Below are 22495 nucleotides of genomic sequence, written 5' to 3' on the forward strand. Positions count from 1 at the left end.
CTAGACTCATAGGGCCATGACCGAAGCTCCTCTCATCGTCCCCTCCACCGCCGGTCCTCGCTCGTCGGGAGCCCCGGGGCAGGACGATCTCCTCGCCGGCCTCAACCCTCAGCAGCTCGAGGCCGTCACCTACCGCGGCCCGGCGCTGCTCATCGTCGCGGGCGCCGGATCGGGCAAGACGAGCGTGCTCACCCGCCGCATCGCCTCGCTGTTGCGGGCCCGAGAGGCATGGCCGAGCCAGATCCTCGCGATCACCTTCACCAACAAGGCCGCGGGCGAGATGCGCGAGCGTGTCGAAGGGCTGATCGGCGATGCCGCCCGTGGCATGTGGATCTCCACGTTCCACTCCGCGTGCGTGCGCATCCTGCGTCGCGAGGCCGAGCAGTTCGGGTACACGAAGTCGTTCACCATCTACGATTCGGGCGATTCGCGGGCTCTCCTCAAGCGCCTGGTCAAAGAGCACGAGGCCGATGCCTACGGGCTCACACCCGCGTCCGTGCAGTCGCGCATCTCGAAGCTGAAGAACGAGCTGTCCGACGCCGAGTCGTATGCGCGTCAGGCCAACATGAGCGACCCAGCCGAGCGCGTCTTCGTCGAGGTCTTCGCCGACTACCAACGGCAGCTGCAGAAGGCCAACGCCTTCGACTTCGATGACCTCATCGGGCAGACCGTGTATCTGTTCCGAGCGTTCCCGCACGTCGCCGACACCTACCGTCGTCGTTTCCGTCACATCCTGGTCGACGAGTACCAGGACACGAACCACGCGCAGTACTCGCTGATCCACGAGCTCACGCGCCCCGTGTCCGGTGCTGCCGGTGCCGCGCCGGATCCGTATGCCTCCAACGGCATGATGATCTTCGAGCCCGATCCCGCCCCCACGGCAGACGCCGGCGAACCCGGTGCCTCGCTCACCGTGGTCGGCGACTCCGATCAATCGATCTACGCGTTCCGCGGCGCGGACATCCGCAACATCAGCGAGTTCGAGCGTGACTTCCCCGGCGCCCGCGTCGTGCTGCTCGAGCAGAACTACCGCTCGACGCAGAACATCCTGTCGGCGGCGAACGCGGTGATCGGCAACAACTTCGATCGCAAGGACAAGAAGCTCTGGAGCGACAAGGGCGACGGCGATCCCATCATCGGTTTCACCGGCTACTCGCAGCACGACGAGGCGCAGTTCGTGGCTGACGAGGTCGAGGCCCTGCACCGCGCCGGCATGCCCTACTCCGAGATGGCGGTGTTCTACCGCACCAACTCGCAGTCCCGTGCGCTGGAGGAGATCTTCATCCGCTCGGCGGTGCCGTACAAGATCATGGGCGGCACCAAGTTCTACGATCGCGCCGAGATCAAGGACGCGCTCGCCTACCTCGTCGCCGTCGCGAACCCGGCCGACGAGATGTCGGTGCGCCGCATCCTGAACAAGCCCAGGCGCGGCATCGGCGACGTCACGGAGACGGCCATCGCACGGTTCGCCGAGGAGCACGGGATCAGCTTCCGCGATGCACTGTCGATGCCGGGTCAGCTCGGGGTCGGGCCGAAGATCCAGACGGCGATCGGGCAGCTCGACGCGGTGCTCGCCGAAGCCGCCGCCATCCTGACCCCCGCGAGCGGCGAGCTGCCTCCCCCCACCGCGGTGGCCGACGGCCTGAGCCTGTTGCTGGGCAAGAGCGGATACCTCGACGCCCTGCGTGCGAGCCGCGACCCTCAGGACGAGGCGCGCGTGGAGAACCTCGACGAATTCGTCGCGGTGGCTCGTGATTTCGCGCGCAACAACCCGGAGGGCACGATCGTCGATTTCCTCACCGAGGTCGCTCTGGTCTCGGATGCCGATGACCTCGACGACGAGTCGGGCTCGGTCTCGCTCATGACCATGCACACGGCGAAGGGCCTGGAGTATGACGCCGTGTTCGTCACGGGCGTCGAGGAAGATCTCATCCCGCACCGCATCTCGGCCGGCGAGCCCGGGGGACCGCAGGAGGAACGCCGTCTCTTCTACGTGGGCATCACGCGTGCGCGCAAGCGTCTGCACCTCTCTCTCGCGATGACGAGGGCGCAGTTCGGCGAGGTCACGGTGGCGATGCCCAGCCGCTTCCTGCAGGAGATCCCGGCGGGCCTGATCGACTGGCGACAGTCTCCGGGCGACGTGAACTCGCGCGGGGGGATGCAGTCGCGCGCACTGAACGCGCGTCGCCAGGGGGGCTTCGGCGGCTCGGGCTCGGGCGATCGTTTCGCGGTGAAGTCGCTGCCGGGTCGAGACTCCCTGAAGCCGCTGTCGACGGCGATGGACAAGTTCCCCAACCGGGTCACGGCCAAGATGCGCGACAACGGTGATCTCGAGCTCGCCGCCGGCGACCGCATCCGTCACGTCGACTTCGGCGAAGGGCGGGTGGATGCGGTGACGGGCGAGGGGGCCAAGCGCATCGCTCACGTGCGATTCGACTCGGCGGGGCAGAAGAAGCTCCTCATCAAGGTCGCGCCGATCGAGAAGATCTAGCCCACCGCAGGTGTTTCCGCCTCGGCGAAACACCGACCGGATTGCCGGTTAGGCTGGCTCATATGGCCCTCTTCTCCCGCCGCAAGAAGTCCGGTGACGATGTCGTCGCCCCCACCGCCGAGGCTGTCGCGAGCGATAGCGCGCCGAACGACACCACACCGAACGACACCACGCCGAACGGTGCGGGCGCGGTCGCCGGAGAGCACACGACATCAGAGAGCCCGACCGCCGAGCAGCCCGTCGAAGCGCCCTCGATCGGGATCTCGGTGCAGGCGTTCCGGGGCGTCGGTGCCGAGGCGGGCCCCGAGGTCTCCCTTCCGACGTCCGACGGCACTTCGAACTCCGACGCCTCGTCCGCCTCTGCGGCGCCCGCCGCGCCGCAGGCTTCTCCCTCTCCGCCCGTTCAGCCCGAGACGCCCCAGGAGCGGCGCCTGCCTCTGGCCTCCGTGCTGCCGCCGGAGCAGACCGAGACCGTCGCCGGCATGAAGGACAATGTCCTCCTGCGTGAGGCCCTCAGCGAGATCGAGGCGGGCGCGACCAACGACCAGCTCCTCGGCGTCATGCGTCAGGCGCTTCAGGGACACCTCTACATCCGCGTGAACGGCGATGCGCGTGCCCAGATCAGCGAAGGGAAGGCGCTCTCCGTCGCCGTCGTCCGCGACAGTGAAGACAACCAGTACATGCTGGCGTTCAGCTCGGCCGGCGCGGTACGTGATTCCGTGCAGCTCGAAGCGGACCCGTCGTCGACCTCGGCGGTCGCCCAGCCGGTCACCTCGGTGCTGCAGCAGGTCGTGTCCGGAGATTTCGCCGGCCTCATCGTCGACAACGCGTCGGCCCCGCATCGGGTGGTGTTCCCGACGGAGCTGCTGCAGAAGACGCTCGAGCAGGCCGATGTCGACATGACGGTGAAGAGCATCCTCGCCGCTCCCCGGGAACAGGATTCCGTCGTCAAGGTCGGCGAAGCCCTTGCGACCACGCGGATGTGGGTCGCGGTCAACGACGGCTCCGGCGGTGGCCCCGTCGGTATCGCCGAAGCGCAGACGACCGACGGACGTCGGTTCCTGCAGCTGTTCTCGCACCCGCTCGAGGTCATCGCGCTCGGACGCGGCGACCGTCCGCTCCCGTTCGCGCCGGAGCAGCTGGCGAAGGTCCTCACGAGCCACGCCGACATCGCCGGAGTGATCGTGGACTCGGCCGGTCCGTCGATCGTCGTCGAGCGGGCTGCGCTCACGCCGGTCCTCGTGCTCGCGGTCGACCTCGGCGACTGAACCGACCCGGACACGGACGATCCGGACTCCGCGCACTGTCCGCGTCGGCGGGGTTCCGTCTGTCCGGGCGGCGCTCTAGGGTCGGAGCATGGCCTCAGAACGCGTGACCCTGACCGTCGCCGACTCCGATGGAGAACGCGAGGTCGCGCTGTCCAGCCCGAACCGTGTGGTCTGGCCCGACCTCGGCATCACCAAGGCGGAGCTGGCCGAGTATGTGCAGCTCGTCGCGGTGCCGTTCCTGGCGGCGAACGGCAACCGCCCGGTCTCGCTCGAGCGGTTCCGTGACGGCATCGGACCCGCAGGCGGGGCGCGGGCCGAGGGCTTCTTCTCGAAGAACCCGCCCAAAGGTACCCCGGACTTCGTCGACGCGGTGACGGTGACATACAACAGCGGGCGCCAGCATCCGCAGATCGTGTTGAACCGTGCGAGCGCGATCGTGTGGGCCGTGCAGATGAACACGATCGTCTTCCACCCCTGGGCGTCGCTCGCCACTGACGCGGACAACCCCGTCGAGCTGCGCATCGACCTCGATCCGCAGCCCGGTACCGACTTCGCAGACGCGGTCACGGCCGCGCACACCCTGCGCGAGGTGCTGCGTGAGGCGGGTCTGGAGGCGTTCGCCAAGACCAGCGGCAACAGAGGATTGCACGTGTTCGCGCCGATCGAGCCGACCCACGAGTTCCTGGAGGTGCGGCACGCCGTGATCGCCGCCGGGCGTGAGCTGGAGCGACGGATGCCGGAGCAGGTCACGACGAACTGGTGGAAGGAGGAGCGGGGCGCGCGCATCTTCGTCGACTTCAACCAGGCCAACCGCGACCGCACGATGGCCGGTGCCTACAGTCCTCGCGCGCTTCCCGGAGCGACCGTGTCGACGCCGGTGGCCTGGGACGAGCTCGACGGTCTCGATCCGAAGGTGTTCACGGTGCGCAGCATCCCGAAGCGTCTGGGCGAGGTCAACGACCCGTGGGCGTCGATGCCGCACAACCCTGGCCGCATCGACACGCTGCTGGAGTGGTGGGAGCGTGACACGCAGAACGGTCTCGGCGAACTGCCTTTCCCGCCGGAGTTCCCGAAGATGCCGGGTGAGCCGCCGCGCGTGCAGCCGAGCAAGAAGGTCGCAGCGAATTGGGACGAGGACGGCACCCCGGCCGAGAAGGAGTGAGGGCTCCCGCTCAGCTCAGGACATCGGCGAGGTCGTAGCCCTCGACGGTGTCCAGCTGCTCATAGGTGCATGAGCAGGCGTCGCGATCGGGGCGCCAGCGTTCGAACTGCACGGTGTGGCGGAACCGCGCGCCTTCGAGTTGGTCGTATCGCACCTCGAGCACCCGCTCCGGGCGCAGCCGCACGAACGACACATCCTTCGATCCGCTGAATCGCGACCGCTCGCCCTCGGCGGTCACGGCGTCGCCCGACTCGTCGCGCTCGACCAGCGGGGAGAGCTCTTCGACGAGCTCCTGCCGACGGGCATCGCTCCACGCGGCCACGCCGCCGACCTGGTGGAGCTCCCCGTCGTCGCCGTACAGCCCGACCAGCAGGGAACCCACTCCCGATCCGGACTTGTGGATGCGATAGCCGAGCGCGACGACGTCGGCGGTGCGGGCGTGCTTGATCTTGAACAGAGTGCGCTTTCCCGGCGCGTAAGGCTGGTCGAGCGGCTTCGCGACGACACCGTCGAGCCCTGCCCCTTCGAACTCGGCGAGCCAGCGCACCGCGGCCTCGCGATCGCGGGTCGTGCGGGTGATGTGCAGCGGATATCCGACGCCCTCCATGAGGGTCTCGAGGCGTGCGCGCCTCGTCTCGAACGACTGCGTGAGCAGGTCGTCGACCCCGACGGCGAGCAGATCGAACGCGATGAACATGGCTGGGGTCTCGACGGCGAGCTTCGCGACGCGTGAGGCGGCGGGGTGGATGCGCTGGCTGAGGGCCTCCCAGTCCAGGCGCTGCGAGCCGTCCGGTCCGGTGGCGACGACGATCTCGCCGTCGAGCAGGCACGGTTCCGGAAGCAGCTGGGGGATCACGTCGACCAGTTCGGGGAAGTAGCGGGTCAGGGGCTTGGCGCCTCGTGACCCGATCTCCACCGTCTCCCCGTCCCAGGCGATGAGTCCACGGAAGCCGTCCCACTTCGGCTCGTACAGCAATCCGCCCGGCGTCTTCGCGGGGTCGGGCACGGCCGGCGCCGCCTTGGCGAGCATCGGCGCGGGGATGTCGTAGCGCATCCTCCCATCCTGGCCGCCGATGATCCGCGGCGGAAGGGGAGGACGATCAGCCGAAGAGGTCGGTCACGGTGGCGGGTTCTCCGGCATCCCGCAGCGCCGTGCAGGCGGCATGCCAACCGGCCATCCCGTTCACGGAGGGGCCGGGGGGTGTCGAGGCGGACGCCAGGTACACGCCACGCATCGGCGTGCGCCACGGCGAGGGGGAGAGAACCGGGCGCCGGAGTGCCTGGCGCATGTCGAAGACGCCACCGGAGATGTCACCACCGATCTCCGTGGGGTTGATCGCCTCGCGCGACGACGCCGGGACGGCGTGGTGCGCGAGGACGAGGTCGCGGAAGCCCGGAGCGAAGCGCTCGACCTGGGCGGTGATCAGCTCGGTCGGGTCGAGGTCCGAACCCGGGGGCACGTGGATGTACGCCCAGAGCACGGCCTTCCCCGCGGGGGCGCGTGAGTAGTCCAATACCGATGGCTGCACGGCGAGCACATACGGGCGCTCAACCACGCGTCCGGCGGCGACGGCGTTCTCACTCGCCCATACCTCGGCGCGGGTGCCGCCCAGATGCACGGTCGGGGCCGCTGCCACGTCGGCGTTCGTCCACGGGATCGGGCCGTCGAGCGCGAAGTCGACCTTCGCTGCTCCGGGCCCGTACCGGTACGAGCGGAGGGCCCGTGCGTAGCCGGCGGGCACGTCGGGATGCGTGAGGGCGAGTCGCGGCGAGGTGTTGAGCAGCAGCAGGTCGCCCTGATGCGGGTCGCCCCAGTCCAGGGCACCGAGATCGGAGACGGGGGTGCCCGCCTCGATCGTTCCGCCGTGCTGCTCGATGTCGGCGACCATCGCGTCGGCGATGCGCTGCGCGCCTCCGCGCGGGTACGGCCAGCCGCCTGCGTGTCCGAGCGCGGCCAGCAGCAGCCCGGCCGCCGCACCCGCGAGGGAGGGCTGCGGCGAGTTGGCGTGCGCGACCACCCCGGAGATGAGCGCCGCCGCCTCCTCCGTGCGGAAGGCGCGAGCTGCCAGGGGAGTGCCCTGGTCCAGCATCCGGATCGCGAAACGCGCGGCGGTCAACGGATCGCGGGGGATGCGGAGCAGCTGGTTGCCGGTGAAGTCGACCACGCCGTCGATGTGGCTGCTGAGCGGACGCAGACGTGAGGTCCAGGCGGATCCGTCGACTCCGAGGTCCGCCGCCGTGCGCTCGATGTCGCGCCAGGCGATCGCTGCGCGCCCGTCATCGAGCGGATGCGCGTACGAGGCGTCGGGACGGATCCACTCGATCCGCCGGTCGAGGCCGAACGCCTGGAAGAACGGGGAGGAGAGGGCGGCCGGATGCACGGCGGAGCAGAGGTCGTGCCGGAACCCCGGAAGCGTGGATTCGCGTGTGCGCACCCCGCCGCCGATGGTGTCGGCGCCCTCCAGAACTCGCACCCGATAGCCGGCGCGCGCGAGCGTCACTGCGGCAGCGAGCCCGTTCGGGCCGGAGCCGATGATCGTCGCCTGGGCCATGACGTCAGTTTGGCACGTATACGAGCGGAAAACGGTCGGCTGTACCCCTCTGGGCGTGCGATCCTGGAACTGATGAAAGAAGTACAGGGGCCGACCCCCGCAGGCACCTCCCGTCCATACCGTTCGCTCCCGGAGGCGTTGCGCGCGCACCGCATCGATCCGGCCAACCACGCGTTCATCACCGCCATCGTCGAAGCGATCGGGATCAGCTCGTTCATCGACCGCGGTCGCTACATCGAAGCGATCCGTCGAGGTGAGGGCGCCCCTCTGCACATCGGGCGCACCTACACGAACGGCTTCACCGAGGACGAGCGCCTCGTCGTCGGTTCCGCTCCGCTGCGTCTGCAGCCGAGCGAAGGCCGGGCGCCGTACTTCTACGTGAGCCACCCCAGCGAGTTCATCCCGCTCACCCCGCCGCGCGCGGCCAAGCGCACGACGACTCCTCGCGTCTCCGCCCCGCGGGCCGAGAAGGCTCCGAAGCCGGTCGAGGATCGCGACTACGGCGTGTGCGACGTGTGCTTCATGGTGAAGACGCCGTCCGGCGGCTGCGGCTGCGACTGACCGTGAGCGCCGAGGCGGGATCCGGGCTCGACCGACCGTCGATCCGGCTCGCCGACTTGACCGGACCCGACGCACTCGAGGTCGGTGCGGCTGTGCGTGCGTATCTGCTGCAGACCGAGCGGGAGAAGAGTCGGCAGGAACACGGATCCGAGCGCGATTCCGCCGTGCCGCTGCCCGACCGCTATCTCCGCGAGGTCGATGACCCGGCCGAGGCGTATGCCGCGCATCGAGTGCGGGTCGCGCAGCTCGACGAACGCATCGTCGGGGTCGTGGTGCTGTCCGTGCACGATGGTGTGGCGGAGATCAAGCGATTGTGGGCGCAGCCCGACGTGCGCGGCCGCGGGGTGGGTTCGGCGCTGTTGGACGCGGCGGTGGCCGATGCGGTCGATCTCGGTGCGTCGCAGGTGCGGCTGTCGGTGTGGGACTGGCGTGGTGGTCCTGTGCGTCTGTATGAATCGCGGGGATTCGAGCGGGTGCCCTCGTGGGACGATCGCGAACGCCTCGTGTGCATGGCGCGCGTGGTCTGAGCCGACCGCAGTCGTGGTCCTTCCCCTCACGCGGTCGGTTGTGACAGCCGGTATCGGCCGGGGGTCATCCCGACGAGCGGTGTGAACTGCTCGATGAACTGACTGGTCGTGGCCCACCCGCATGCGGAGGCCGTGTCGGTCACCGTGGCGCCGTCGGCGAGCAGGACGAGTGCCCGATGCACGCGCAGTTGCAGGCGCCACTGCCGGTACCCCATGCCGGTCTCCTGCTGGAACAGGCGGCTCAGCGTCCGCTCGGCGGTGCCGGTGCGTGCGCCGAGTTCTCCGAGCGGCACGGGCAGGGCGAGGTCATCCTCGACGATGCGTGCGGCACGGCGCAGGCGCGGATCGTGGGGCTCCGGGAGATGGAGCGGCTGCTCGGGCGCGGTCACGACTTCGTCGACGATCACGCGACGCAGGTGGTCCAGGGCTTCGTCGCTGCGAGTGCGGTCGGACGTCATCGACAGCACGGCTTCGCGCGCGAGTGGCGTCGCGACGAGCACCGCAGGGGAGGCCGGGAGCAATGCGGCGAGCTCGTCGGTCAGATGGACGATGCGCATGTCCGTGCGCCCGTGCGCGCGATGACGATGCTCGGCGCCGGCGGGCACCCAGGCCATGCGGGTCGACGGCGCGATCCAGGCACCCTCGTCGGTGAGCAGCGACAGCACTCCGGAAGCGGCATGCACCAGGTGTCCGAGCGGGTGGGCGTGGCGGGGGGAGGTCTCGGCGTGCGCGAACCGGTAGGCGCCCTCCATGGGCAGGGCCGCCAGGGAATCGAAGTCGACCAGATTCAGGTCGACCATTCGCGAGGATTGGCGGGTATTCGACATCAAAATGCAGTGTACGTGTTTCCTGACATACCGGGTGAATGCTGGACTCGATGCATGACCACGATGCAGGAACCGTTCGACACCGCGCCGACCCCGTTGACCACGCCGTCCACCCGGCGCGGCGGCATCCTCACCGGGATCTACGTGGGCACCGGCCTGCTGCTGATCGCGCTGAACCTGCGCATGGGCGTCGCTTCTGTCGGACCCGTCCTCCCCGCGATCGAGCAGGACCTGGGGATCCCTGCAGCCGCGGCAGGGCTCCTGACGACGATCCCCGTGTTCGCCTTCGGCGCCTTCGCGTTCTTGACGCCCGCGCTGACACGCTGGATCGGACTGCATCGGCTGCTCGCGCTGACGATGGTCGTGGTGGCACTCGGCATCGGCATCCGCCTGCTTCCCTCACCCGTGGCTCTCTTCGGCGGCACGGTGTTGGTGGGGGCGGGCATCGCGGTCGCGAACGTCTGCATGCCCGCCGTGATCAAGCAGGACTTCGCGCACCGTCTCGGTCTGATGATGGGGCTGTACTCCACATCGCTGTTCCTGGGTGCCGCCGCGGCGGCCGCATTCACGGTGCCGTTCATGATCGCCTTGGACGGCTCGTGGCGTGGCGCGCTGGGGGTCTGGGCGATTCCTGCCGCACTCGCCCTGGTGGTCTGGCTGCCCCGGGCGATGCGTCGGGTCGTCACCTCCCCGGCGGTGGCGGGCGTTCCCGTCGATGCGATCACGGAGCCCATCGACGAGCCGCGGATGTCGGCGCTGTTGCGGGACCCGGTCGCGTGGGCGGTCACCGCGTTCATGGGGTTGCAGAGCCTGAGCTACTACGCGGCCCTGACATGGATTCCGACGATGCTGCAGGACGGCGGGGTCTCGGTGTCGGATGCCGGGGTGCTGCTGTCGTACTCCAGTTTTCCCGGGATCGCGGCGGCGCTCCTCGTGCCGACGATGATGCGCCGCATGCGGCCGACGTGGCTCCCCGTCGTGCTCTCCGCGCTGCTCTGCGCGGCGGGGCTGATCGGCCTCCTCGTCGCGCCCGGTGGAGCCGCGCCCTGGCTCTGGATGACGCTGCTCGGTCTCGGGCAGGGGGCCGCCATCTCGCTGTCGCTGACGTACATCGTGCTCCGCGCGCCGGATGCGAGGCACACGGCGCACCTGTCGACGATGGCGCAGGGAGTCGGCTACCTGCTGGCCGGCTTCGGTCCGCTCGGCCTCGGCATCCTGCACGCCGCGGTCGGTGGGTGGGTCGTCCCGGTCCTGGCGCTCGTGCTGCTCCTCGCGGTGCAGGCGGTCGCGGGGTCGGCGGCGAGTCGAGAGCGCCACGTGAGCGCCCGACGCCGGTGAGTCGACTCCGGGGATCCGCCCTCAGGCGAACGCGCTCATCCCGGTGATGTCGCGCCCGAGCAGCAGGGCCTGAACGCTCTCGGTTCCCTCGTAGGTGTGGATGGCCTCGATGTCGGCCATGTGCTGCATCACGCCGTTCTCGAGCAGGATGCCGTTGCCGCCGAGCAGATCGCGGGCGGTCGAGGCGATGCGGCGCGCGGCACGCGTGTTGTGGAACTTCGCCAGCGAGGCCTGGGTCGGGCGCAGTTCACCGGCGGTCTCGAGGTCTGCCATCCGCCGGCAGTACAGCTGCATGGCGGTGAGGTCTTCGAGCATGTGGGTCAGACGCTCCTGGACCATCTGGAATCTGGCGAGGGGCTTTCCGAACTGCACCCGCTGGGTGGCGTAGGCGAGGGCGGCCTCGTAGCAGGCGGTCGCGTGTCCGAGCGCCGACCAGGCGACACCGGAACGGGTCGCGTACAGCACGATCGAGGCGTCCTTGAAGCTCTTGGTCCCCGGCAGCACCGCATCGAGGGGCACCCGTACGTCGTCCAGCACGATGTGTGCCTGGTGGATCGCGCGCAGCGAGGCCTTTCCGCGGATGACGCTGCCTGTGTAGCCCGGGGTCTCCTGCTCCACGAGGAAGCAGCGCACGGCGCCATGCTCTTCGGCGCCCTCGTCGTCGATGCGCGCCCAGACGAAGGTGATGCCGCCGGAGGCGCCGTTGCCGATCCACTTCTTCGTTCCGCGGAGGCTCCAGCCGTCGCCGTCGCGGCGGGCCACGGTCTCCAGCGAGACGGAGTCGGAACCGTGATCGGGCTCGGTCAGGGCGAACGATCCCAGCACCGAGCCGTCGGCGAGGCCCGTCAGCCACTTCTCCTGCTGCGCGGGGGAGCCGAACAGGGCCAGGGTGCGCAGTGCGAGTCCGCCCTGCACCGCGAGGATCGTGCCCAGGGAGCCGTCGCCGCGGGAGATCTCCATGTTCACCAGTCCTGCGGCCAGTGGCGACAGGCTCGTGAGCGACGGGTGCTGCACCCCGTCGACGACGAGGTCCATCTCGCCCATCCGACGCGCGGCATCGAGCGGATACTCCGCGCGGTCCCAGGCGTCGGCCATCTGCGGGGCGACCTCGTCGACGTAGGCCTTCGCGCGGTCCCACGCCTCCCGATCGGCGGCGGGGATGTCGGTGAAGACGGCGTAGTAGTCGCTGTCCTGACGTCCGGTGATGTCGTATGACGAGACGCGCTCGCCGGGGAAGGGGGAGGCTGCAGTGCTCATGGGACTCCTTCGTGGCACCAAGTATCGTACTCCTCGATACTCGGTTCCACGACCCGACGGCACGTCGAGCTAGTCGAGCTGTGACTGCAGCCTGCGGCTGACCTCGGCGATCGGCATGGAGCGGGGGAACACCGCGACCACCATGTCATCCGGGGCGGTGGCCGCCTCGCCCGCGACCCCGTAGCGACGGCGGACGTCGGCCAGCGCCGTCTGCAGTGTCGCCAGCGGCACCTTCTTGCGGCCACGCAGCAGCTGGCGCAGCACATGGTTGTGCACGGCCGTCACCAAGGCGGCGAAGCCGACCGCGTCCAGGGGATCCACGCCGGGGAGCGCCCCGCGCAGGTAGTCGTCGAACAGTCGCTCGTAGCGGAAGACCGTGATGATCTCGCGCTCGCGCAGCACAGGGACCTGTCGCACGATCTGATAGCGGCGCCTGGCGAGTTCCGGGTCGTGCGCGAAGTGGGCGAAGACCGACTCCGAAGCCGCGCACACCGCGCCCCACGGGTCATCGTGCCCCTCGTCGAGGAACTCCCTGAGCTGTTCCAGAAGCACCTCGTGATCCGCGAAGACCACGTCCTCCTTGCCGCCGAACTGGCGGAAGAAGGTCGAGCGGGAGACGCCGGCGGCCTTGGCGATCTGCTCCACCGACGTCTGGTCGAACCCCTGGGCGCTGAAGAGTTCGAGCGCTGCGGCGACGACGCCGGTGCGCAGTTCTGCGGATTCGTGCATGGCGAAAGCCTAGACCTCGCCGGGCGGAGACGCCGAGGCGTCGCCGTCATACTGAGGAGCGTGAGAGATGACGGGATTCCGGCCGGCTGGTTCGACACGCGGCGGCGCGGGACGCGGCGCTGGTGGGACGGCACGCGATGGACCTCGCACATCTCGGTGCGCGGGCGCGAGACGACCATGGCCGAGGACAGCGCATCGGTGCGCCGCCAGCTCCTCGTGTGCGAACTTGTGCTCGGTGCCGTCATGATCGGCGCGATCCTCATCGCCCTGTGGGGCTCGTTGCCGGTGGTCGTGGTGCGCCCCGTGATCGTCGCCACGGGCACGGCCCTGGTGGTCATGCCGTTCCTGATCACCCGACAGCTTCGACGGGTCGCCCTCCCCGCGCGTGGAGCCGGGGTGCCGACTCGACGCTGAGCGGTCGAGGCGCCGGGGCCGCAGGAGCGCTCAGTTCGGGGTAGTAGGCTGGGGGACTGGTCGATGTCTCGACATCGAGAGAATTACCAGACAGCAGCCCAGTGAAGGAACCACAGTGGATCTGTACGAGTACCAGGCACGAGACGTTTTCGAAAAGTACGGAGTGCCGGTCCTCGCCGGCATCGTCGCGGACACCCCTGAAGAGGTGAGGGCGGCTGCCGAGAAGATCGGCGGAGTGGTCGTCGTCAAGGCTCAGGTGAAGACCGGCGGCCGTGGAAAGGCGGGCGGCGTCAAGGTCGCCAAGACGCCCGACGAGGCGTACGAAGCAGCGAAGGCCATCCTCGGCCTCGACATCAAGGGCCACATCGTCAAGCGCGTCATGGTCGCGCAGGGTGCGCGCATCGCCGAGGAGTTCTACTTCTCCGTGCTGCTCGACCGCGCCAACCGCTCCTACCTGAGCCTCTGCTCGGTCGAGGGCGGCATGGAGATCGAAGAGCTCGCCGTCGAACGCCCCGAGGCGCTCGCACGCGTCGAGGTCAACCCGCTCACGGGCATCGACAAGGAGAAGGCCGTCGAGATCGCTCGCGCGGCGAACTTCCCCGAAGACCTCATCGAGAAGGTCTCCGATGTCTTCGTGAAGCTCTACGACGTGTACAAGGGCGAGGACGCGACGCTGGTCGAGGTCAACCCGCTGGTGCGCACCGAAGAGGGCGACATCATCGCGCTCGACGGCAAGGTCACGCTCGACGACAACGCCTCCGAGATCCGTCACCCCGAGCACGAAGCGCTCGAGGACAAGGACGCAGCCGACCCGCTCGAGGCCAAGGCCAAGGAGTCGGGCCTCAACTACGTGAAGCTCGACGGCGAGGTCGGGATCATCGGCAACGGCGCGGGTCTGGTCATGTCGACGCTCGACGTGGTCGCCTACGCGGGCGAGAACCACAACGGCGTGAAGCCTGCCAACTTCCTCGACATCGGCGGCGGCGCCTCGGCCGAGGTCATGGCCGCCGGCCTCGACGTCATCCTCGGCGACCCGCAGGTCAAGAGCGTGTTCGTCAACGTCTTCGGCGGCATCACGGCGTGCGATGCCGTCGCCAACGGCATCAAGGGTGCTCTCGAGACGCTGGGCGCCACGGCCTCCAAGCCGCTCGTCGTGCGCCTGGACGGCAACCGCGTCGACGAGGGTCGCGCGATCCTCGCCGAGTACGCACACCCGCTTGTGACCCTGGCCGCCACCATGGACGAGGGCGCCGACAAGGCCGCCGAGCTCGCCAACGCCTGAGACTGAAGGACGAGAAGAATGTCGATCTACCTCAACAAGGACTCCAAGGTCATCGTCCAGGGCATCACCGGCGGTGAGGGCACCAAGCACACCGCACTGATGCTCAAGGCCGGCACCCAGGTCGTCGGTGGCGTCAACGCCCGCAAGGCCGGCACCACGGTCTCGCACACCGACAAGGACGGCAACGCCGTCGAGCTGCCCGTCTTCGCCTCGGTCGCTGAGGCCATGAAGGAGACCGGCGCCGACGTGTCGATCGCTTTCGTGCCCGGTGCGTTCACCAAGGACGCGATGATCGAGGCCATCGACGCCGAGATCCCCCTGCTCGTGGTCATCACCGAGGGCGTGCCCGTCGGCGACTCGGCCGAGGCCTGGGCCTACGCGCAGAGCAAGGGCAACAAGACCCGCATCATCGGCCCGAACTGCCCCGGCATCATCACGCCGGGCGAGGCGCTCGTGGGCATCACGCCCGCGAACATCACGGGCAAGGGACCGATCGGCCTCGTGTCGAAGTCGGGCACCCTGACCTACCAGATGATGTTCGAGCTGCGCGACCTGGGCTTCTCCACCGCCATCGGCATCGGCGGCGACCCGGTCATCGGCACCACGCACATCGACGCGCTCGCGGCGTTCGAGGCCGACCCCGAGACCAAGGCGATCGTGATGATCGGTGAGATCGGTGGCGACGCCGAGGAGCGTGCCGCCGACTACATCAAGGCGAACGTCACGAAGCCGGTCGTCGGCTACGTCGCGGGTTTCACGGCTCCCGAGGGCAAGACCATGGGTCACGCCGGTGCGATCGTCTCCGGTTCGGCCGGCACCGCTCAGGCGAAGAAGGAGGCCCTCGAGGCCGCCGGCGTCAAGGTCGGCAAGACGCCGTCCGAGACGGCAGACCTGATGCGCGCGATCATCGAAGCGCTCTGATCTGAGCTACGCTTGATCTGAAGGCCCCGGACTCCACTCCGGGGCCTTCTTTCATGCCCGTTCGGTCGGTCCGGCGGCTCGGCGGCGGGCAGCGAGTATCGCTGCCCTCAGGATGTCGAGCTGTCCGGTGTTCCAGCCCAGCTCACTCAACACGTGGACGTAGATCGCGAGCAGGCTGCGCCGGTTCTCGCCGACTTCGTCGTCGAGCCCGCGATCGGTCAGATTGCTGTCAGCGAGGGCGCTGATGCGTCGACACTCTGCCGTGACGGAGGCGATATCGTCGGTGCGCCGCACTTTCCAGGAGTTGGCGGTGGCCACCGGCAGGCCGATCTCGGCCCGGGGGCGCCCGGTGATCCTCTCGTCGAACCAGACGCCCTCCACGTACGCCGTGTGACGCACGACTCCCAGCAGGCTCGGAGCGCCGGGGATCGGCGCGGACCGCGCCTCCTCTTCGGTGAGGCCTTCGAGGCTGGCCAGAATGAGCTCCCGGTACTCGAGGAGGCTCCGGTCGACGTCCCGTCTCAGGTCGAACGGGTGGTCGTCGCGGTGTCGGTGATGCACGGGATCTCCTCAGGGTCGGGACTCCACCCTCGACGCCGGTCGGCGCGCTGCGCCGTCGGCGCGCCGCATCGCACTCAGCTGGGCGGGACCACGGCATCCAGGATGCGCTCGAGTGCCACGTGCGCTTCCGACCGCGCGTCGGCGTCATCGGGGTGCGCGGCGAGCCACAGCGCGAGCTCGTTCATCGCTCCGGAGAGTGCGGCGGTGAGCGGATCCACGAGCGCGGGGGAGACGCCGGCTTCGCGTACGCCCGTGCGCAGCTCCTGCTCCGGTCCCTCCGCGTCGAGTCGGCGCCACTGCTCCCCGCCGAGCACGGCGGGACCGTCGACGAGCAGCACGCGTGACGCCGCTCCCCGGGTGATCGCGTCGAGGAACGCGTGACTGCCGTCGCGGAGAGCGGCATCCGGAGCACTGTCTTCCGTGGCGTCGCGGATCGCGTCGGCCACGGACTGCTGCTGGGCGGCCGCGACGTCGCGGAAGAGCAGCGGCTTCGACGTGTAGTGGTGGTAGACCGCACCTCGTGTGACTCCGGCAAGGCGGGCGATCTCGTCCACGGATGCGGTGGCGTACCCGTGCGCCGCGAAATGGGTCGTGGCGGTCTCGAGAATTCGTCGCGCGGTCTCGGCGGCGTCGGCCGCGGATGCTCGGGGCATGACTCTTTCCTTACGTACAGGTTGTATGTATCCTAGTCACGCAGAATACAAACACGCTGTATGTAAAGGAGAGACGAATGCGGATCACGAGCTTCTACCCGGTGCTGATGGTCGAAGACGTCGCAGCGAGCGCGCGGTTCTATCGAGAGGAGTTCGACTTCGAGGTGGTGTTCGAGGCCGACTGGTACGTGAGCCTGCGCTTCGATGGCGGTGAGCTCGCGATCCTCGACCGTTCGCACGAGACCATCCCCAAGGGATTTCGTGAGCCCGTGCGCGGGCTGCTGCTCAACGTCGAGGTGCCGGATGCCGCTGCCGAGCATGCGCGCCTGGTGGGGGAGCGGGGTCTGTCGGAACGGCTGCCGCTCCGCGACGAGGCCTTCGGTCAGCGCCACTTCATCGTCGAGGCGCCCGGTGGTGTGCTGATCGACGTGATCGAGCCGATCGAGCCGTCGCCGGAGTTCGCCGCTGCCTACGCCTGAGCCGCGCGAGGTGGCCGTCTTCGTCAGATGCATGACCTCTCAGCGGATGCATGGCCGCTCGGGGCGTGTGTTCCTGCATCCGGCCGATGCACATGCATGTGACGGCCGCGGCGGCGGGAGGTACGGAAGAGGGGCGGATCCCGCAGCACCCGCCCCTCTACCGTGACCTCCGATCGGCGTCAGATCCCGACGCCGAAGAGCGCTTCGATCGGACCTCGGGCGAAGAAGATCAGGAAGCCGGCGCCCACGACCCACAGCAGCGGGCTGATGGACTTGGCCTTCCCGGAGAACGCGTGGATGAGCACCCAGCTGACGAAGCCCGCGCCGATGCCGTTCGCGATCGAGTAGGTCAGCGGCATGACCGAGACGGTGAGGAACACCGGCAGCAGCACGCGGAAATCGCTGAAGTCGATGTAGCGGATCTGCGCCATCATCATCGCACCGACGATGATCAGCGCGGCAGCGGCGATCTCGGTCGGGACGATCGACGTCAGCGGGGTCAGGAACATCGCGATCAGGAACACGACGCCGGTGACCACGTTCGCGAGTCCGGTGCGCGCACCCTCGCCGATACCGGCGCCCGACTCGATGAAGACCGTGCTCGAAGACGAGGAGGTCGCGCCACCGGCGATCGCGCCGACACCCTCGACGACCAGCGCCGACTTGATGCGGGGGAAGTCGCCGTTGTCGTCGGCGAGGTTCGCCTCCTTCGCGAGGCCCGTCATGGTGCCCATGGCGTCGAAGAAGTTCGTGAAGAGCAGCGTGAAGACGATCATCACGATCGCGACGAGGCTGACCTTGCTCAGATCGAAGCTGAAGTCGACGGCGCCGATCAGGCTGAGGTCGGGCACACCCACGGGGGAGCCGTCGAGCGCGGGAACCGTGAGCCCCCAGCCGCCCGGGTTGACCACGTTGCCCTCGTCGTCGAAGCCGCGGGCCCCGATGTGCCAGATCGCCTCGACGATGACCGCGAGCACGGTCCCGCCGATGAGTCCGATCAGCATGCCGCCCTTGATCTTGAGGGCGACGAGGATGCCGGTGAGGAGGAGGGTGATGACGAACAGCAGGGTCGGAACGGTCGCGACCGATCCGTTCACGCCGAGGCCGACCGGAGGAGACGAGGCGCCGGTCGCCGTGACGAAGCCGGAGTTGACGAAGCCGATGAACGCGATGAAGAGGCCGATACCGACCGTGATCGCGATCTTCAGCTGGAACGGCACCGCGTCGAAGATCGCCTTCCGCAGCCCGGTGGCGGCGAGCAGCACGATGACGACACCGTTGATCATCACCAGCGCCATGGCCTCGGGCCAGGTCACCTGGCCGACGACCGAGAACGCGACGAAGGCGTTGATGCCGAGGCCGGCGGCGAAACCGAACGGGAGGCGCGTGACCAGTCCGAACAGGATCGTCATCACACCGGCGGTCAGCGCGGTGGCGGCGCCCACGGCGTTGAAGCTGAGCATGTCTCCGGCGACATCGGGCTTGCCGGAGAGGATGATCGGGTTCAGGATCACGATGTAGGCCATCGTGACGAATGTCACCAGACCCCCTCGGATCTCGGTGCCGATCGTGGATCCGCGCTTGCTGATCTCGAAGAAGCGGTCCAGGGAGTTCTTGGGTTCGGTGGATGCCGGGGCGGGCGGGGCAGTTGTCATCGGGAAACCTCCGGAGAAACGCTATCGTGTCGCCGACCCCACGCGCGCCCCCAGGGCTTCGTCGGCAACTCGTCGTAGTCTCGAAACGCTATGCAACGCCTCCTCGTCGCGCTCCTCGCCGCCTTCGACGCCGCCATCGCTGCGGCCGTCGGTCTCGTCGTGCTGCTCGCGCCGCTGACGCTGCTGTGGACGCTCGCCTTCGGGGTCACGGCCGACTGGGGCGCGCTCTGGCCGCTCACCGGCACGCTCTGGGAGTTCGGCCACGGCGTGCCCCTCGAGGTCACGATCCCGGACGAGCTGCTGGTCGCTCTCGCGATCCCCCCGCAGGCGGCCTCGTTCGCGGTCTCGATCACTCCACTGGCGTTCCTGCTCTTCACCCTGCTTTTCGCCGCCCGCTCGGGTGCCAGGGCCGCGGCAGCCGGAACGTGGCTGCTCGGCTCAGTGTCCGGGACGGTGGTGTTCGCGGCCATCTCCACCGGCGTCGCTTTGACCGCGCGACTGGATGCCGTGCAGACCCCCCTGGCCCTCGCGATCGGGCTCCCCACCGCCGTCTACCTCGTCGGTGCGGTGTGCGGGGCTGTCCGGGTCGCATGGGAAGAGGGGGATGGCGGAGTCCTCGACCGTCTGCACGACCGCATCGACGCCCGCGAGGATTGGGCGCCCGTCCCCGTCGCGATCGTGCGCGGCACGGCCTTCACCCTGGTCGGCGTGATCGGAGCGGCCGCTCTGGCCCTCGCCGTCATCACGCTGTTCCGCGGTGGCGAGGTCGTGGCGCTGTTCCAGGCTGCCCGTGTCGATGCGCTCGGCGCGACCGTGATGACGCTGGCGCAGCTCGTGTATCTCCCGACCCTGATCGTGTGGGCGGCGTCCTGGCTCGCCGGCCCCGGCTTCGCCGTCGGCGTCGGAACCGCGGTCTCGCCCGCCGGTACGCAGTTAGGAGTCGTTCCGGGCATCCCGGTGTTCGGGCTGCTGCCCGAGAACAGTTCGATGTGGATGCTGATCGTGGTGCTCGTCCCGATCGCCGCCGGTGCTTTCGCCGGCTGGGCGGTGCGTTCGCGCCTCGTCTGGGAGGGCACGCCGTTGGGGACGATGCAGCGGGCGGCGATCGCGGTGGGGATCGCCGTCGTCAGCGCAGGGGTCGCGGGCCTCGCCGCGGTGCTCGCGAACGGCTCGATGGGTCCGGGAAAGCTCGCCGATGTCGGTCCCGCGGCTCTTCCGTTCATGCTGGCCCTCGGGCTGGAGGTGCTCGTCGGCGCCGCGATCCTGCTGCTGTCACCGCGTCACCGCGATGAGCTGGCCGAGGAGCGTACGGACCGCTGGATCGCCGAGATGACCGAGTTCGACCCGAGCATCGCATCGGCGCGGACAGCGCCCGGTATCCCCTTCTCCGAGACGCCGACGTTCGACGACACGGCGCCCCTGGACGATGTCCGCGGCTTCGCCCCGCCGCGTCACGAGCGCGATTGACGTCCACCGCCCGTGAGCGGAAGCCGGGCGGAAGAGGGCTTCGCGCCCCGGTAGACTGGGCGCGTGCTCACGGTCGCCGTTCTCATCTCGGGCACCGGCTCGAATCTTCGCGCCCTCCTCGAGGCCGCTCGTCACCCCGATTTCCCCGCCAGGGTGATCGTCGTCGGTGCTGACCGTGAGGCGGACGGACTCGCCCACGCCGAGGAGTTCGGCATCCCCAGCTTCACCGTGCCCTGGCATGAGCACGAGAGCCGCGAAGCCTGGGGGGAGGAGGTCGCCCGCCAGCTCGCCGTCTGGGCCCCCGATCTCGTGGTGCTCAGCGGCCTCATGCGTCTGCTTCCTCCGTCGCTCGTCGCGCAGTACTCGCCACGCCTCATCAACACCCACCCCGCGTACCTTCCCGAGTTCCCCGGGGCACACGGCGTCCGTGACGCCCTCGCCTCCGGCGCGGCCGAGACCGGTGCCAGCGTGATCGTGGTCGACGACGGTGTCGACACCGGGCCGATCCTGGCGCAGGAACGTGTCGCGATCCTCGAGGGCGACACCGAGCACAGCCTGCACGAACGGATCAAACCCGTCGAACGTCGACTCCTCATCGACGTCGTCCGCGGGATCGCCACCGGCGCGCTCGTCCTCGACCCCTCTTCCTGACCCCCTCCACCCGACGCCCCCCGCACGAAGGAGCCCATCATGGCCGGCCCCCGCCACGACCCCACGCTCTACCGCGATCGCGACACCGTGCCGATCCGGCGCGCTCTCGTCTCGGTGAGCGACAAGACCGATCTCCTGGTCCTCGCCGAGGCTCTCGCCGACGCGGGCGTCGAGATCGTCTCGACCGGCTCGACGGCATCGACCATCCGCGATGCGGGTTTCCCCGTCACCGACGTCGCCTCCGTCACGGGGGTCGCCGAGATGCTCGACGGTCGCGTCAAGACGCTGCACCCGAAGATCCACGGCGGTCTGCTCGCCGATCTGCGCCTTGAGGATCACGAGCGCCAGCTCGCCGAACTCGACATCACCCCGTTCGAGCTCGTCGTCGTGAATCTCTACCCCTTCGTCGAGACCGTCGCCTCGGGCGCCGTCGGCGACGATGTCGTCGAGCAGATCGACATCGGCGGGCCCGCGATGGTGCGTGCCGCCGCGAAGAATCATGCCAACGTGGCGATCGTGGTCTCACCGCAGTCGTACCCCGGCATCATCTCGGCCCTCGCCGACGGCGGCACATCGGTGTCGCAGCGCCGCGAACTGGCCGCCCGCGCCTTCGCGCACACGGCGGCCTACGACACGGCGGTCGCGTCGTGGTTCGCCGAGGGGACGCTGCAGGATGACGGCGACCTCCCGACCCACCTGACGATCCAGGCCGAGCGCCTTGCCACGCTCCGCTACGGCGAGAACTCGCACCAGCGCGGCGCGATCTACACCCGTGCCGGTGGCCACGGCATCGCCCAGGCGACGCAGCTGCAGGGCAAGGAGATGTCGTACAACAACTACGTCGACGCCGACGCCGCGCTGCGTGCCGCGTACGACATGGTCAAGCCGGCGGTCGCGATCATCAAGCACGCCAATCCGTGCGGCATCGCGACCACCGCGCCGAACGCTCTCGACCCGATCGCCAGCGCCCACCTGCGCGCGCACGAGTGCGACCCGGTCTCCGCATACGGCGGGGTGATCGCGGCCAACGGCACGGTCACCCTCAAGATGGCCGAGAACCTCAAGGACATCTTCACCGAGGTCATCGTCGCGCCGTCGTTCGAGCCGGCCGCGCTGGAGGTGTTCAAGGCGAAGAAGAACCTGCGTCTGCTGCAGCTGCCCGAGGACTGGCAGCAGGAGCGCATGGATGTGCGTCTCGTCTCCGGGGGACTGCTGCTGCAGGACGCCGACCGCTTCCCCGACGACATCGTCTCCGTCGCGAAGAACTGGGAGCTCGTCTCCGGCGAGCGTCCGAGCGACGAGGAGATGGAGAACCTCATCTTCGCGTGGAAGGCGTGCCGCGCGGTGAAGTCGAACGCGATCGTGCTCGCGAAAGACAACGCCACGGTCGGCGTCGGCATGGGCCAGGTCAACCGTGTCGACTCGTGCCGGCTGGCGGTCGAGCGCGCAGGCGACCGCGCCGCCGGATCGGTCGCGTCTTCCGATGCGTTCTTCCCCTTCGCGGACGGCGCCCAGGTCCTGATCGACGCCGGAGTCACGGCGATCGTGCAGCCGGGCGGATCCGTGCGTGATGAGGAGGTCGTCGACGCGGCTCGCAAGGCCGGCGTCACGATGTTCTTCACAGGGGAGCGCCACTTCTTCCACTGAGTGCTCTCCGCGCTCGCACCTCGAGACCCACTCTCCACGTCGAGACCCGCACG

Annotated in this window: 21 protein-coding genes; 13 read left to right on the top strand and 8 right to left on the bottom strand. The window is 69.0% G+C overall.

What is annotated here, in order from left to right:
* Window positions 1-16 precede the first annotated feature (16 nt).
* The 3 genes from GLO27_RS01585 (at window position 17) to ligD (ending at window position 4921) form a co-directional block, all read left to right on the top strand.
* Complete coding sequence (locus GLO27_RS01585; RefSeq protein ID WP_167253295.1) at window positions 17-2491, top strand: UvrD-helicase domain-containing protein; 2475 nt, start codon at window positions 17-19, stop codon at window positions 2489-2491.
* A 62-nt stretch (window positions 2492-2553) separates the two neighbouring features.
* Window positions 2554-3759, top strand: a complete 1206-nt coding sequence (locus tag GLO27_RS01590) for an SseB family protein (RefSeq protein ID WP_167253297.1) — start codon at window positions 2554-2556, stop codon at window positions 3757-3759.
* An 88-nt stretch (window positions 3760-3847) separates the two neighbouring features.
* Window positions 3848-4921, top strand: a complete 1074-nt coding sequence (gene ligD / locus GLO27_RS01595) for a non-homologous end-joining DNA ligase (RefSeq protein ID WP_167253299.1) — start codon at window positions 3848-3850, stop codon at window positions 4919-4921.
* Window positions 4922-4931: 10 nt separating this feature from the next.
* Here the strand turns inward: ligD and GLO27_RS01600 are convergent, their stop codons facing one another.
* Complete coding sequence (locus tag GLO27_RS01600) at window positions 4932-5975, bottom strand: ATP-dependent DNA ligase (protein WP_167253301.1); 1044 nt, start codon at window positions 5973-5975, stop codon at window positions 4932-4934.
* Between the two features lie 46 nt (window positions 5976-6021).
* Window positions 6022-7473, bottom strand: coding sequence for an NAD(P)/FAD-dependent oxidoreductase (locus tag GLO27_RS01605; RefSeq protein ID WP_167253303.1), 1452 nt, complete (start codon window positions 7471-7473; stop codon window positions 6022-6024).
* 72 nt (window positions 7474-7545) lie between these two features.
* On the opposite strand from GLO27_RS01605, the gene GLO27_RS01610 reads away from it, so the two are divergent.
* Together GLO27_RS01610 and GLO27_RS01615 are read left to right on the top strand one after the other, a co-directional pair.
* The gene (locus GLO27_RS01610) at window positions 7546-8034 is read left to right on the top strand and encodes a hypothetical protein (RefSeq protein WP_152525861.1); all 489 of its coding nucleotides are present in this window, start codon (window positions 7546-7548) and stop codon (window positions 8032-8034) included.
* The gene (locus GLO27_RS01615) at window positions 7980-8561 is read left to right on the top strand and encodes a GNAT family N-acetyltransferase (RefSeq protein ID WP_208323471.1); all 582 of its coding nucleotides are present in this window, start codon (window positions 7980-7982) and stop codon (window positions 8559-8561) included. Before GLO27_RS01610 ends, GLO27_RS01615 begins: the two co-directional genes overlap by 55 nt.
* Before the next feature lie 26 nt (window positions 8562-8587).
* Here GLO27_RS01615 and GLO27_RS01620 read toward each other — a convergent pair whose 3' ends face one another.
* Window positions 8588-9388: a helix-turn-helix transcriptional regulator gene (locus tag GLO27_RS01620; RefSeq protein WP_081860082.1), complete on the bottom strand. Its 801-nt coding sequence runs from the start codon at window positions 9386-9388 to the stop codon at window positions 8588-8590.
* Between the two features lie 54 nt (window positions 9389-9442).
* Here GLO27_RS01620 and GLO27_RS01625 point away from each other — a divergent pair, with 54 nt between their 5' ends.
* Window positions 9443-10726: an MFS transporter gene (locus GLO27_RS01625; RefSeq protein WP_167253305.1), complete on the top strand. Its 1284-nt coding sequence runs from the start codon at window positions 9443-9445 to the stop codon at window positions 10724-10726.
* A 21-nt stretch (window positions 10727-10747) separates the two neighbouring features.
* Here the strand turns inward: GLO27_RS01625 and GLO27_RS01630 are convergent, their stop codons facing one another.
* Together GLO27_RS01630 and GLO27_RS01635 are read right to left on the bottom strand one after the other, a co-directional pair.
* A complete protein-coding gene (locus GLO27_RS01630) occupies window positions 10748-11983 on the bottom strand; it encodes an acyl-CoA dehydrogenase family protein (protein WP_021198867.1) in 1236 nt (411 codons plus the stop codon).
* Window positions 11984-12052: 69 nt separating this feature from the next.
* A complete protein-coding gene (locus GLO27_RS01635; RefSeq protein ID WP_029258576.1) occupies window positions 12053-12712 on the bottom strand; it encodes a TetR family transcriptional regulator in 660 nt (219 codons plus the stop codon).
* A 60-nt stretch (window positions 12713-12772) separates the two neighbouring features.
* On the opposite strand from GLO27_RS01635, the gene GLO27_RS01640 reads away from it, so the two are divergent.
* The 3 genes from GLO27_RS01640 to sucD all read left to right on the top strand — a co-directional run bounded on the left by GLO27_RS01640 (window position 12773) and on the right by sucD (window position 15329).
* Window positions 12773-13126 (top strand): DUF2510 domain-containing protein, encoded by a 354-nt coding sequence (locus tag GLO27_RS01640; protein ID WP_021198865.1) that lies wholly within the window; start codon window positions 12773-12775, stop codon window positions 13124-13126.
* Between the two features lie 115 nt (window positions 13127-13241).
* Window positions 13242-14408 carry an ADP-forming succinate--CoA ligase subunit beta gene (sucC, locus tag GLO27_RS01645; protein WP_021198864.1) on the top strand — a complete coding sequence of 389 codons (1167 nt, stop codon included), beginning with the start codon at window positions 13242-13244 and terminating at the stop codon, window positions 14406-14408.
* A gap of 18 nt (window positions 14409-14426) precedes the next feature.
* The gene (gene sucD / locus GLO27_RS01650) at window positions 14427-15329 is read left to right on the top strand and encodes a succinate--CoA ligase subunit alpha (protein ID WP_021198863.1); all 903 of its coding nucleotides are present in this window, start codon (window positions 14427-14429) and stop codon (window positions 15327-15329) included.
* A gap of 51 nt (window positions 15330-15380) precedes the next feature.
* On the opposite strand, the gene GLO27_RS01655 is transcribed toward sucD, so the two are convergent.
* On the bottom strand, window positions 15381-15890 hold the full coding sequence (locus GLO27_RS01655; protein ID WP_167253307.1) for a DUF664 domain-containing protein: 510 nt from the start codon (window positions 15888-15890) through the stop codon (window positions 15381-15383).
* Window positions 15891-15964: 74 nt separating this feature from the next.
* Window positions 15965-16543 carry a TetR/AcrR family transcriptional regulator gene (locus GLO27_RS01660; protein ID WP_029266946.1) on the bottom strand — a complete coding sequence of 193 codons (579 nt, stop codon included), beginning with the start codon at window positions 16541-16543 and terminating at the stop codon, window positions 15965-15967.
* Window positions 16544-16620: 77 nt separating this feature from the next.
* On the opposite strand from GLO27_RS01660, the gene GLO27_RS01665 reads away from it, so the two are divergent.
* On the top strand, window positions 16621-17022 hold the full coding sequence (locus tag GLO27_RS01665; RefSeq protein ID WP_021198860.1) for a VOC family protein: 402 nt from the start codon (window positions 16621-16623) through the stop codon (window positions 17020-17022).
* Window positions 17023-17201: 179 nt separating this feature from the next.
* Here GLO27_RS01665 and GLO27_RS01670 read toward each other — a convergent pair whose 3' ends face one another.
* Window positions 17202-18677, bottom strand: coding sequence for an NCS2 family permease (locus tag GLO27_RS01670; protein WP_021198859.1), 1476 nt, complete (start codon window positions 18675-18677; stop codon window positions 17202-17204).
* A 90-nt stretch (window positions 18678-18767) separates the two neighbouring features.
* Here GLO27_RS01670 and GLO27_RS01675 point away from each other — a divergent pair, with 90 nt between their 5' ends.
* The 3 genes from GLO27_RS01675 to purH all read left to right on the top strand — a co-directional run bounded on the left by GLO27_RS01675 (window position 18768) and on the right by purH (window position 22442).
* Window positions 18768-20144, top strand: coding sequence for a DUF6350 family protein (locus GLO27_RS01675; protein ID WP_167253309.1), 1377 nt, complete (start codon window positions 18768-18770; stop codon window positions 20142-20144).
* 63 nt (window positions 20145-20207) lie between these two features.
* The gene (gene purN / locus GLO27_RS01680) at window positions 20208-20795 is read left to right on the top strand and encodes a phosphoribosylglycinamide formyltransferase (RefSeq protein WP_029258570.1); all 588 of its coding nucleotides are present in this window, start codon (window positions 20208-20210) and stop codon (window positions 20793-20795) included.
* A gap of 39 nt (window positions 20796-20834) precedes the next feature.
* Window positions 20835-22442 carry a bifunctional phosphoribosylaminoimidazolecarboxamide formyltransferase/IMP cyclohydrolase gene (purH, locus tag GLO27_RS01685; protein WP_029258569.1) on the top strand — a complete coding sequence of 536 codons (1608 nt, stop codon included), beginning with the start codon at window positions 20835-20837 and terminating at the stop codon, window positions 22440-22442.
* Window positions 22443-22495 lie beyond the last annotated feature (53 nt).

Origin of the sequence: Microbacterium sp. Be9 (assembly GCF_011754135.1) — a bacterium.
GTDB lineage: Bacteria > Actinomycetota > Actinomycetes > Actinomycetales > Microbacteriaceae > Microbacterium > Microbacterium maritypicum_A.